General features: G+C 44.1%; 11 protein-coding genes and 1 other annotated feature. Of the genes, 3 read left to right on the top strand and 8 right to left on the bottom strand.

Translation table 11 applies throughout. The annotated features are described in order from the left end of the window. Positions 1 to 441 precede the first annotated feature (441 nt). The 5 genes from HWX64_RS19225 to HWX64_RS19205 all read right to left on the bottom strand — a co-directional run bounded on the left by HWX64_RS19225 (position 442) and on the right by HWX64_RS19205 (position 4,778). Positions 442 to 1,227: a glucose-1-dehydrogenase gene (locus tag HWX64_RS19225; protein WP_175991127.1), complete on the bottom strand. Its 786-nt coding sequence runs from the start codon at positions 1,225 to 1,227 to the stop codon at positions 442 to 444. Positions 1,228 to 1,308: 81 nt separating this feature from the next. After that, a complete protein-coding gene (locus HWX64_RS19220) occupies positions 1,309 to 2,163 on the bottom strand; it encodes a GRP family sugar transporter (RefSeq protein WP_175991126.1) in 855 nt (284 codons plus the stop codon). Between the two features lie 257 nt (positions 2,164 to 2,420). Next, positions 2,421 to 2,954, bottom strand: coding sequence for a DUF3221 domain-containing protein (locus HWX64_RS19215; protein WP_175991125.1), 534 nt, complete (start codon positions 2,952 to 2,954; stop codon positions 2,421 to 2,423). 49 nt (positions 2,955 to 3,003) lie between these two features. Next, positions 3,004 to 3,798, bottom strand: coding sequence for an SDR family oxidoreductase (locus HWX64_RS19210; protein ID WP_175991124.1), 795 nt, complete (start codon positions 3,796 to 3,798; stop codon positions 3,004 to 3,006). 14 nt (positions 3,799 to 3,812) lie between these two features. Next, the gene (locus tag HWX64_RS19205; RefSeq protein ID WP_175991123.1) at positions 3,813 to 4,778 is read right to left on the bottom strand and encodes an MBL fold metallo-hydrolase; all 966 of its coding nucleotides are present in this window, start codon (positions 4,776 to 4,778) and stop codon (positions 3,813 to 3,815) included. A 168-nt stretch (positions 4,779 to 4,946) separates the two neighbouring features. Beyond that, positions 4,947 to 5,163: a binding site (T-box leader), on the top strand. Positions 5,164 to 5,306: 143 nt separating this feature from the next. Between HWX64_RS19205 and proC the strand changes: the two genes are divergently transcribed. Both proC and namA read left to right on the top strand, forming a co-directional pair. Further along, the gene (gene proC, locus HWX64_RS19200) at positions 5,307 to 6,134 is read left to right on the top strand and encodes a pyrroline-5-carboxylate reductase (RefSeq protein WP_175991122.1); all 828 of its coding nucleotides are present in this window, start codon (positions 5,307 to 5,309) and stop codon (positions 6,132 to 6,134) included. A gap of 105 nt (positions 6,135 to 6,239) precedes the next feature. Further along, on the top strand, positions 6,240 to 7,256 hold the full coding sequence (gene namA / locus HWX64_RS19195; RefSeq protein ID WP_175991121.1) for an NADPH dehydrogenase NamA: 1,017 nt from the start codon (positions 6,240 to 6,242) through the stop codon (positions 7,254 to 7,256). A gap of 460 nt (positions 7,257 to 7,716) precedes the next feature. On the opposite strand, the gene HWX64_RS19190 is transcribed toward namA, so the two are convergent. Together HWX64_RS19190 and rnz are read right to left on the bottom strand one after the other, a co-directional pair. Then, a complete protein-coding gene (locus HWX64_RS19190) occupies positions 7,717 to 8,256 on the bottom strand; it encodes a histidine phosphatase family protein (RefSeq protein WP_175991120.1) in 540 nt (179 codons plus the stop codon). 20 nt (positions 8,257 to 8,276) lie between these two features. Beyond that, complete coding sequence (gene rnz / locus HWX64_RS19185; RefSeq protein ID WP_175991119.1) at positions 8,277 to 9,203, bottom strand: ribonuclease Z; 927 nt, start codon at positions 9,201 to 9,203, stop codon at positions 8,277 to 8,279. Between the two features lie 371 nt (positions 9,204 to 9,574). On the opposite strand from rnz, the gene zwf reads away from it, so the two are divergent. Continuing rightward, positions 9,575 to 11,083 (top strand): glucose-6-phosphate dehydrogenase, encoded by a 1,509-nt coding sequence (gene zwf, locus HWX64_RS19180; protein ID WP_175991118.1) that lies wholly within the window; start codon positions 9,575 to 9,577, stop codon positions 11,081 to 11,083. A gap of 177 nt (positions 11,084 to 11,260) precedes the next feature. Here zwf and gndA read toward each other — a convergent pair whose 3' ends face one another. Beyond that, on the bottom strand, positions 11,261 to 12,670 hold the full coding sequence (gndA, locus tag HWX64_RS19175; RefSeq protein WP_175991117.1) for an NADP-dependent phosphogluconate dehydrogenase: 1,410 nt from the start codon (positions 12,668 to 12,670) through the stop codon (positions 11,261 to 11,263). Positions 12,671 to 12,775 lie beyond the last annotated feature (105 nt).

Here is a 12,775-nt window from a genome sequence, read left to right as displayed (position 1 = left end):
TTCAAGTGAATAGAAGTAAAACTTCCCTTTATTTTAACTGTTTTCAGTTCCATTACTTCATTAAGGGAAAGTTCTCCCCTTATTTAATCATCCAATGTTACTGATTCTTTCATCTGACTCGGGGGGCCCGCTTCTGTTCACTTTGTCGGGTAAGATTAAGTGTAAATGCATCTGCAATGATCACCACATTTTGCGGTGTAGATTGCAATTTTGCACTCCAAAACAGCACCCGTTAGCTTTAAAGCAGCCTTTTTTACATGAAAAAAGTCATTTCAGCTATAACATCCCGTTTTCTCTCTAATAAAAGGATAAAAACCCTTCTCCACATCTACTGCTGGAGACCTTACTTTCAAATTCGCTCCTGCGTGTAAACAAAAAAGAGCCCGCCCCATTACAGAGCAGACTCCTCATATCCAAACACCGCCCTACCCTTTCATCTCCTTACCCTTTCCCGGCCTGAAATCCCGGATACTTTGTCATTCCCCCATCTGCGATCAAGGTCGTTCCGGTTACATAGCTTGCCTGCTCTGATGCTAGAAATGCTGCACAGGAAGCGATTTGTTCAGGTTCGCCGATGTAGCCGAGCGGTATCAGTTTTTCGACCCCTTTTTTCTTTTCGGGGTCGGAGAATTTCTCCGCGTTGATAGGGGTATCGATGGCGCCGGGGGCAATGTTGTTCACCCGGATGCCGTCGGGCGCGAATTCCAAAGCCAGGCTTTCCATCAACAGTTTCACTCCGCCTTTGCTGGCGGCATAATGAACGAAATGCGGCCAGGGGATGATTTCGTGTACGGACGAAATATTGATGATCGAGCCCTTGATGCCATTCTTCAACATGTACTCCGCCGCTTCCCTGCATCCGAGGAAGGTTCCGGTCAGGTTCGTATTCAGTACTTTATTCCAATCTTCGAGGGATAATCTTTCGGACGGCACTTCATTTTCGATTCCAGCGTTATTCACAAAAATATCGAGGCTTCCGTACGTATCGTGAGCGAATCTGACAAAGCCTTCCACATCCTCTTCTTTTGTCACATCACCCTGGATGATGGAAGCAGTACCGCCGCTTTGTTCGATTTCCTTCAATAATTCCCGTGGATTTTCATCTTCATTGAAGTAGTTGATGACCACCTTGCACTTTTCTTCGGCAAACCTTTTGGCGATTGCCTTTCCGATTCCAGTTGCAGCTCCAGTGATAACGACCACTTTTCCTTTTAAATCTGAAAACATAGTATTTCCTCCTTTATTTTTTCAGCTCTGGGGGCAGAGATTTTGTAATGGACAAAAGAATTGATTGACGTAATGCTTGGTCTATTCTTTTGTGAACCCCAGCAGCACGCCGCCGATAATGATGAGAATACAACCAGCGATGACAAGCAGTATTTGCTTTTTCGATTTCTTTTCCCCTAAAAAGAAGAGCCCCCCGATTGTCGAAATGACAATTCCCGTTTGTGAAAGGGAGAAGCTCGTGGCAACACCGATCCTCGGAAGGGCAAGCAATAGCCCGAGATTTCCCGCTGCCCACATGAGGCCGGTTAAAATATTGCGGATTGTATATTTAGTGAAAGGCTTATGTCTAACGGTGATGGCAACCGCCCCGATAAACATTCCGATGGCCTGCGGCAAAATGGCTTCCCAGCCGTCGATCTTGAACCAGCGGACAATGACGACATACGCTATGTACCCAAGACTTGATATAAACAATGTAAGAAGACCTTTCTTCAACTGTTGATTATCTTTGTCCTCGGATTTTTGTGTATAGGAGGTCAGGATCACCCCAATGATAAGCGCGCTGACAGCCCCGCTTCCCAGCATGATGGTTTCAGTGGTGGTCCATTCTTTAAACACCAGGACGCCGAATAGAGTCGTTCCGATTAACTGCATCCCGGTGGAAATGGGCACTGTTTTGGCGACACCAATAAACTTGACACTTGCGAGCTGGTTGACTTGTCCCACCGCCCAAAAGATGCCTGAAATGAAACCGACACCCCAAACAAGCATTGATAATTGGGGTGATTTAAAGAGGAAAATACCAACCGCAAACAGCAGGGATCCGATTGTGATCCCGACCGTCTGACTGTAGGCATTACCCCCGAGCTTTACACTTACAAACACAAGACTCCCCCATGCGACTGCGGGGATCAGGGCTAACAAAATACCCGTCATACATTCACATCCCTTTTAACGTAGATAACATTAGTTTCCCACTGAAGGAAAAAAGTAGGCATACTTTTTAATAAGATCAGCATTTTACTTGTTCAATGATGCATACCCATATTTTGTTTTGTGTAATCGCTCTGGAGTGGGACGAAGGGAAAAACAATTATTTATAAGAAGATGCTAAAGACCTTTTTAAATATGAACATGCAAGAACGGTACACCCTTTTGAATACAAAAAAAAGAGCGGCTCGATGACCGCTCTTTTATTCATTGACAGAGGTTGATATGGGTACGATGACGCGTTTGTCGTCAATATTGACAAGCACGTGGACATCCCTATTGAGGGACAAGTCTTTAAAGCGCAGGGAATACATCCCTGTCGGATTCTTTTCCATTGATTGCATGACCACTTGGGAAAAACGGGGATCCTTCACGACAAGTTCCACGGCGTTCCCTTGTTTCTTGCTTTGTTCATCAGTCAGCAAAATGAATTGATGTGCAGCTGCACTGGCAGGAAAAGATTCAGAAGAGGCACCGTCAAACTTCACCTTTACCTTTTGACCGATTGTCAAATCTTTTCTATGTAATGATTTCTTTTTATCAGATTTGAATTCTGTTTGTTTATCAAATGAAAACCATACGTCATTGATCAGCACTTTATTATTCTCAAGATCTATATCAGTCGCAAAGCCTATGAAATCTTCATTGTGCTGAGGCTTGCCGGCGACTCCAGCCGACTGACAACCGCTTATGAGAAAAAAGACACACAGCATGAATAAGATGGATTGTTTTTTCATAGACTCCCTCCTTATAAGATTAGACGTACTAAAGTACTATTCGGTTTCACTATTTTTTGAAAAAAAGTTTATTTCCTACTTTTTCGACAAAAGATGGAAATAGTTGATACACCACACTGCCTGCATTCATCCACCGCGGCAAATTGATTTCCCTTCTGTTTGTAAAGAGTGAATCAACCACTTTGTCTGCTACAAATCGGGGCTTCAACATCCACTTCTCCACATTCTTCACATATGTACCCGATTCATCGGCAATTGAAAAAAAGTCAGTGGCGATCGGTCCCGGATTGACGGCTGTCACCTGGACCCCGTATCTTGCCGCCTCCATCCGCAGGCTATTGGTGTAACCGAGAACAGCGTGTTTGGATGCTGAATAAGCGCTTGATTTAGGGGATGCAAATTTACCTGCCTGCGATGCAATATTGATGATATGTCCGAACCCCTGTCCACGCATATGAGGAAGGACCTCGCCTGTACAAGCCATCAGACCCAGAACGTTCACTTCGAACATCCCTTTCACTTCTGGAAAAGGAGCTTCATGCGCTTCTTTGAAAATGCCGTATCCTGCATTATTGATTAAGCCATGCACTTCTCCGAAATCATTCAGGATCGTTTGAAAAACGCCTGGTATCTCTTCGTACCTGGAGACATCCAGCGGATAAATTTCCACTTTCGTTTGAAATTTACTTTCCACGCTGTGTTTCAGCTTCTCCAGCAAATGAAGACGCCGGGCAATCAAGGCCAGATTTCCTCCGTTTTCGGCTACTTTTAAAGCCATTTGTTCACCGATACCCCCTGATGCCCCAGTAATGACAATATTCTTTCCTTTAATTCTATGATTCAACTCTTTCACCTCGATTACGCATGGTAGTAGTAGACATTATCTTGCTTTTCTTTCCGGATGGACCCAAGAGATTCAAGATAATCCAATTGGCCGATTGTTTCTGACAACGTAAGCCCGAGCTCCTTTTTATAAACGGCAGGAAATAGTAGCTTACAGATTTCGAAAACAGTTTGTTGTTTACCCTTGATCATCCCAAGGACTGCCTTTGCCCTTTCTTCCTGTTTCGCCAGTCTCTTCGGAATCAAGTCATGGACATTCTCGATTTCTGCCCCGTGTCCGGTATAAGCATATGAGATGGGGATGCCCATCAGCTTCTTTAACGAATCATTGTATTGAAGGAGCGGCTTTGTGCGCACTGTTCCCCCATCAAAAGGGGGCTCGATGATCGGGTTGGGAGAGATATGGGCGAGAATATGATCGCCCGCGATCATCACTCCATCACTTTCCCGGTAGAAAGAGAGATGACTTTGAGCGTGCCCCAGGGTTTCAATGATTCTCCAGCCGGGAAGTCCGGGTAAGGAGTCCCCTTCTTCTATAGCATCATCCAAGTTTCTGTATCCCATGTATTTCAATGGGCTTTTAAACTTGGGGATCGCTGAAAGATAGGCTTGCGGAAGCCCCGATTCAAGACCCAATTGATAGAAAAAACGGTCGTAAACCTTGTGAAAATAGTCATCTCTGTTTATCCAGTATTGATTATACTTGTGGCCGGTGATTTTTACAGATTCAGAAAAACGCTGCAGCATTCCAGCGTGATCGGGATGATGATGGGTCAGGATGATCTGTTCGATATCCCCGGCGGAATAACCTAAAGAAGCCAGCCCGCCGGTTAGTTGAGACCATGCGGTATCCGTAAGCGGACCCGCATCCACCAAGGAAAGCACATCCCCCTTTATCAAATAGACATTGACATCCCCCACCGCGTACGGAGTTGACAATGTAATCTTGGCAATGTTATCCACGAAACCAGTAGTTGACATTATTTCACCACATTCCAGTGTATTAAATATGACCTAAAAATGAATGGTCCTTCATTTTATAGTGTACAGTTAATTCCTTTCTTTGTCATTTTTCTTATCTTATGAATATACTGAAATAAACACTTGACAGACAAGCTCCTTTTTTAAGATAATCACCTATAATATAAAGTTAAAGCGATGATAAAGAATAGTAACAGATAAATGGCGCTAGAGAGCAGTGCTCATAGGCTGGAAAGCACTGTCGTCCTCTCTGTCTGTGAACCTGCCTTTAGAGCGTCTTAAAAAAGAACGTTTCCAGCGTTACATGGAATAAAGTGTATCCATTCTAGTTCTGGGTGGATAAAACAAGGTGGTACCACGGAAGCATGACCCTTTCGTCCTTTTATGGATGAAGGGGTCTTTTATTTTTCAGGCTTAGTTAATGGCATTGATGATTTATCCGGGGATATTCCTGCGGAAAACGACGTCTTATATGAAAATAAACAGCTGTGAACAGAGCCTTATTTTTCAAAAGGAGGGAACGTTAAAATGAAAACATTGTTTATCGGAGCCGGTTCGATGGCACATGCTTTATTAAGCGGAGCGATTAATGCAAAGGTTTTGGAAAAAGAAGAAGTGTATATCACAAACCGGACCAACCATCAGCGTTTACAGGAGGTTATTGAACATTTTGGTGTAAACGGGGTAAGTGGTTGTCTCCCTTCAAATGAAGAATTTGATGTGGTCATATTGGCCATGAAGCCAAAGGATTTCCATGAGGCAGGGCCGGCAATAAGAAGATTCCTTTCTTCGGGCACACTCATCATTTCTGTATTAGCCGGCATATCGATCAAGCATATCCGGGAAACCCTTGCGTTTAACGGGGCCATTTCCAGGGCCATGCCAAATACGAGTGCGGCACTCCGAAAGTCAGCAACAGCCGTCACTTATAATGAGTTTCTTTCAGAACGGCAAAAGGAATGGACACTCACATTTTTTGGTTCGGTAGGCTTATCCGTGGAGGTTCCAGAAGAGCAGATGGATCTGATCACAGCTGTATCGGGCAGCGGACCGGCATATATTTATTATGTTGCAGAGCTGCTTGAAAAAGCGGCAGTGGATTTCGGATTGCAGAAGGAGCTTGCAAGGGCATTGATCACGCAGACCATTGCGGGTGCATCAAAAATGCTTGAAGATTCGGGCCAGGAAGCCGGGACACTGCGGAAAAATGTGACCAGTCCGGGCGGAACCACGGAAGCAGGCATATCGACACTTGATGAATACGGTGTCAGCGAGGCGTTTTTAAAGTGTGTGGATTCTGCCAGGAACCGTTCTCAGGAAATGGGAAAAGAATTAATAGTAAACCGGGTGGAGTAAAGTCTCGAAAAGCATATTTCTTTTCACCTGTTATTTCAGGTTGATATAATCAAAGAGCACGACTATTTAGGAACTCGAAATAAATTACCGAAAGGAGATTCTTTGTTGAAAACAAAATTGTTCGAATCATATACCCTTAAAAATATTGAACTTAAAAACCGCATTGTGATGGCACCCATGTGCATGTACTCTTCACACAATGAAGATGGAAAAATAGAAAACTGGCACCGTACACATTATGTGAGCAGGGCCGTCGGCGGTGCAGGATTGATTATACAAGAAGCAACGGCTGTCACCCCGCAGGGCCGGATCTCACCGCAGGATCTCGGCATCTGGAGTGACGACCACATCGAAGGGTTAAGCGAGTTAGTGAGCTTGATCAAAGAACAAGGGGCAAAAACCGGGATCCAATTGGCCCACGCCGGCAGAAAAGCGGTGTTGGAGGGTGACATCATCGCTCCTTCTTCCATCCCTTTTAATGATGATATGAAGACACCTCTTGAAATGAATCCTGAGGATATCAGGGAAACCATTACGGCGTTCGTGAAAGGGGCGGAAAGAGCAAGGAAAGCAGGATTCGATGTTATTGAAATACACGCTGCCCACGGGTACCTCATCAATGAATTCCTTTCCCCGCTGTCGAATAAAAGAACTGACGAATATGGAGGTTCAGCCGAAAACCGGTACCGCTTCCTCCGTGAAGTGATCGAAGGGATAAAAGAAGTGTGGGAAGGACCTCTTCTCGTGCGTGTTTCGGCAAAAGATTACCACGAGGACGGGCTGGATGTTGAGGATTACGTATTATTTTCAAGATGGATGAAAGAGCAGGGAATCGACCTTGTCGATGTGAGCTCGGGAGCAGTCGTACCGGCTCGTATACCTGTTTTCCCTGGTTATCAGGTTAAACTTGCGGAAACCATAAAGAAGGAGGCCGGCATCCCTACAGGGGCAGTGGGACTCATCACCTCCGGACTTCAAGCAGAAGAAATCCTGCAGAATGAGCGTGCTGACTTGATACTCCTCGGCCGAGAGCTGCTTAGAGACCCTTACTGGCCGCGCAGTGCCGCAAAGGAATTGAACGAAGAGATCCAGGCGCCGAAGCAATATGAGCGGGGATGGTAAGAAGAAAAGCGGAATCGCTTTGTGCATAGGTGACAAGCATCCAATGAGTAAGGTCGTTAAAAACCGGGCAGGTATGCTCGGTTTTTTAATAGTTAATGTTTAAAACAAGGTGGTTATTTTGAATAATTATCAAAGGATCATAAAATTCAATTTAGGATCATAAAACTGGAAATAGGATCGTATATTTGCAGATAGAATCATAAATCCTGAAACAGGATCATATATACAGGTAGGATCATAAATACAAAAATGAGCTAACAACTGCTGCCATAATGCTTCCAATTCACTTCCTCCCTGTGAAGAATTTTATAAAACCTCTATCGATTGTCAAAAGATGCATAGAAACTTCCCGATCCCCCAATTACAACCGCAATAATCAAAAAAAGCATGCTTTAAAGGCGGTTTCGCTCTTCAAGCATGCTTCATTATTGAATCAGGAACATCAAATAATAATCGATGGTTAGTCAGAATCCCAAACCCGTTCGACCCTTCCTTCATCCACTTTCACAAGGTACACATCCGGGTTGGTCAAGGCAAACAATTCTTCGAACCCATATTTTCCGTCAAAGTAACGCAGAAATAAAGTGGTGAGGTTACCATGGCTGACAACAACGATATGATCCTCTTTTCTTTTGGCCACATCCTCGATAAAAGAAGCGGCACGCCCCATTGCCTGTTCATTTGACTCTCCCCCCGGGAGGGCAAGGGAAAAATCCTCGAAGCTTTCACGAAGCTTACCCTTCCAGTCCGGAAGATCCTTTGAGCTCAATATTCTCTCACCCAGACGATCATCTTCATGCAAAGGGATGCCGGTCCTTTCAGCAAATGGCTGAATCGTTTGCAAGGCTCTTTTATAAGGGCTTGAATAGATGGCTTCCACCGGGTATTTTTCCAAGAAAGCAGCAAGATGATGTGCCTGCCCCTCACCTTCAGCAGTCAAAGATGCATGAAGCGGCTGGCCTTCAGCTTTGGCATGACGCACAATGTAGATGGTTTTCATCAAATGGTCTCCTCTCTTTCCTACTTTTTCAAAGGAATGGTATGCTCCATGAAATCCTTTGCAATATAGCTGTCAGGAAAGATATCCCTTGCTTCTTTTTGCAGTTCCGGCCATGATTCTTTAGCGAATCTGGAAGAAATATGAGTCAGGAACAGGACATTCACTCCGGCCGTCGTTGCAGTCTCTGCTGCCTGTTTTGTTGTTGAATGGAAGTATTCATATGCCATCTCTTCCTGTTCTCTATTGAAGGTGGCTTCATGAACCAGCACATCGGCGGCACGCGCAAGCTCGTATGCATTTTCACACGTGCGGGTATCGCCGAGAATTGTGACGACACGTCCCGGGATAGAGGGGCCGATATAATCATTTCCATTCACAATGCTGCCATCATCGAGTACCACCTTTTCGCCCGCCTTCAATCTTTTATAAATGGGGCCGGGTTTTACCCCTCTTTCCAGGAGGCGATCCACCTGAAGCTCTCCGGGTTTATCTTTTTCCTCCACTCTGAAACCGAAGGTCGGGAGTCCATGCTGGAGTTCCCTTGCTTCCACCCTGAAACTTTCATCCTCGAAGATAGTCCCTTCTTCTATTTCCACTACTTTAAGGGAATATTTCAGATGGGTTTGGCTGATCGATAAAGAGACTTCGATGAACTGTTTGATACCTGGTGGACCATAGACAGTAAGCTCCGATTCCCCTCCTTGAAACGACCTGCTCCCAAGCAAACCAGGGAGCCCGTATATGTGGTCCCCATGGAGATGGGTGATAAAGATTTTCTCGATTCTTCTAGGTTTCAAGCTCGTATGTAATATCTGGTGCTGCGTTGCTTCTCCGCAATCGAAAAGCCATACTGCACCTCTTTCTTCTAATAATTTTAAAGCTATACTTGTCACATTGCGGAGCTTAGCCGGTACACCGGCTCCCGTGCCCAAAAATAATAATTCCACATTTCTTCACTCCTACTGGGTCCGTGATACTTCTATCATAGCATATTTACCCGCAAACCTAGTGCAGCGAAGCATTAAGTGCCATATACAAATGTAAAAGTTCCGCTTTACCATACATTTTTTAATCTGGTTATAAGATTGAAGAATTAAGCCATCATAAAGACGACGATCATTCGTCAGATTACAGCAGTAAACTTGTTTACCACTGATGAAAAGTAAAAACATTTTCATCTATCCTTTATAAGAAAAAAGTTTATCAGCATATGATTTGCTAAATGCTCAGTTAATCTTTAAAATTAAATAATTGTAAAGATAATAAATAGGAAGAAACATTCTTTTATAACAGATCAGTAACAAGATAAAGTGAGGTCATGACTGTGAAAAATACTAATACACCCTCTTCTCTCATTACTATTTTTGGAGCCACAGGGGATTTAGCAAAAAGAAAACTATATCCATCTCTTTATCATTTATTCCGTAAAGGAAAAATCTCTGAACGATTTGCCGTCATCGGTGTCGGCCGCCGTGACTGGTCAATTGAAGATTTTCAAGAGCATGTTAGGACATCCGTACATAACGCATTAGGTAATGATGAAAACATCGATGAATTCGTTTCTCATTTTTACTATCAGCAAAATGATTTATCAAACAGTGAATCCTATCAGGCACAGAAGCAATTGTCGGAAGAATTGGATGAACATTATCAACTCGAAGGAAACCGAATTTTCTACCTGGCAATGGCACCGGAATTCTTCGGGACCATCACGGAACAATTAAAGACTCAAGGATTGACAGACACCCAAGGATTCCAGCGGTTAGTGATCGAGAAGCCATTCGGTCATGATTTGCCTTCGGCTGAGAAGCTGAACAGTCAAATCCGCGAATCGTTTACAGAAGATCAGATTTACCGTATCGACCACTACCTTGGTAAGGAAATGGTGCAAAATATCGAAGTGATCCGTTTTGCAAATGCCATGTTCGAACCGTTATGGAATAATCGGTATATTTCAAACATCCAGGTAACTTCTTCTGAAGAGCTCGGTGTTGAAGAACGTGGACGATATTACGAAAAAAGCGGTGCGCTCCGAGACATGGTACAGAACCATATGCTTCAAATGGTTGCCCTCCTGGCCATGGAACCGCCGATCAAATTGACGACTGACGAAATCAGAAGTGAGAAAGTCCGCGTGTTGAGAGCTCTGCGTCCGTTTGAATCAGAAGAAGTGAAGGATTATTTTGTGCGCGGCCAGTATGGACCAGGCACCTCAAAAGATCTAACCGTCGATGGATATCGTGAAGCTGAAAACGTGGACGACTATTCCAATACTGAAACATATGTAGCCGGAAAACTGATGATTGATAACTTCCGCTGGGCGGGTGTGCCGTTTTATATCCGGACAGGGAAGCGGATGGCTACCAAGTCCACGAAAATCGTGATTCAATTCAAAGATATCCCGATGAACCTTTACTATAATACAGACAAGCCGTTAGCACCGAACCTGCTCGTTATACACATTCAGCCGGAAGAGGGCATCACCCTTCATCTGAATGTAAAGAAATCAGGCCAGAACATTGAAACGACGCCGGTTAAATTGAACTTTGCCAATACCAGTGTCGATGGAATGAATACGCCTGAAGCATACGAAAAACTTCTGCATGACTGCATGCGAGGAGACGCCACCAATTTCACTCACTGGGATGAAGTGAAACTATCCTGGGCGTTCGTCGATAAAATTTCAGAAGTATGGGAAAAGACGCGTGATGAACAGTTCCCTAACTATGAGTCCGGATCGATGGGACCTAAAGCTGCCGATAACCTGTTAGCGAAAGATGGGTACTACTGGTGGCCGATTGCGAACTTAGATGTAGAACAATGCTAAGAAAGTTGTGTAAATCATTCATCGATTAATTCCATGGGTGTTGCAAGAGAAACGGCCAAGGTTGAGGCCTTGGCCGTTTTTTATTTTTCCCTTGGTAAAACTTACCCGAGCGCTTAAGAAACTAAAAAGCCATGCTGCCCAATAGCAGCATGGCTTTTTCATATGATTCAATTATTTTTATTTCATCCACTCAGTATGGAATGTACCTTCTTTATCGACACGCTGATACGTATGCGCACCAAAGTAGTCACGCTGCGCCTGAATCAAATTGGCAGGCAGAGTTTCGGTACGATAGCTGTCGTAATAAGAAAGCGCTGCTGAGAAGCCTGGTACTGGTACACCGTTTTGGACGGCAACAGAGATGACCTCGCGAAGCGCATATTGATAGCTTTCCACGATTTCCTTGAAGTAAGGATCCAATAAAAGATTAGAAAGGCCTGATTCACGGTCATAGGCTTCCTTGATCTTTTGAAGGAATTGAGCGCGGATGATGCAGCCTCCCCGGAAAATCATTGCGATATCACCGTATTGAAGGTTCCAGTCGTATTCGTCGCTCGCTGAACGCATTTGGGCAAAGCCTTGGGCATATGAACAGATTTTACTCATGTAAAGGGCTTTGCGGATGGATTCAATAAGAGCTTTTTTATCACCCGTGAACGCAGGTGTATCAGGACCTTTCAGGATTTTGCTCGCTTTGACCCGCTCATCTTTGATGGCTGAAATAAAGCGGGCAAATACAGACTCTGTAATGATCGGCAGGGATACACCCAGGTCAAGCGCACTTTGGCTTGTCCATTTACCGGTACCTTTTTGCCCGGCTTTATCAAGGATGACATCGACCATCGGCTTGCCTGTTTCATCATCTTTTTTCGTGAAGATATCGGCTGTGATCTCAATCAGATAGCTATCCAGTTCACCTTTATTCCACTCAGCGAAAACTTCGTGAAGTTCTTCCGCGCTTAGCCCAAGAACATTTTTCATTAGGAAATAGGATTCTGCAATCAGCTGCATATCTCCATATTCAATTCCGTTATGGACCATTTTCACATAGTGACCTGCACCATCGGGACCGATATAAGTTGTGCAAGCTTCACCGTTTACTTTAGCAGCGATGTCTTTAAGGATCGGTGCAACAAGCTCATAGGCTTCCTTTTGGCCGCCAGGCATGATAGACGGACCGGTCAATGCCCCTTCTTCCCCGCCTGATACACCTGTACCGATAAAGTGGATACCTGATTCACTCAATTCGTGATTACGTCTTCTTGTATCTTCGAAAAACGTGTTACCGCCATCGATCAGGATATCTCCTTTCTCGAGGAAAGGTTTCAATTGATCGATTGTAGCATCCGTTGCTTTACCCGCCTTCACCATAAGAAGGATTTTGCGAGGTTTTTCCAACGAATTTACGAACTCTTCAATTGTGTATGTAGGGACAATCTTCTTTCCATTTGATTCATTTACCATTTCATCCGTTTTTTCACGGGAACGATTATAAACAGACACAGAATATCCTCTACTTTCAATATTCCATGCAAGGTTTTTTCCCATTACAGCTAATCCAATAACTCCAATTTCTTGCTTAGACATTTCAGTCAACGTCCTTTCTGTGTGAGTTTTACTGTTTATAGAAATCATTTATTATTTCTTAAACACGTTAGGCAATCCCTTTCAATCTAACAAGAATACGAGACC

The organism is Bacillus sp. Marseille-Q1617 (assembly GCF_903645295.1).
GTDB lineage: Bacteria > Bacillota > Bacilli > Bacillales > Bacillaceae_B > Rossellomorea.
This window is presented reverse-complemented; position numbering and strand designations above follow the sequence as displayed.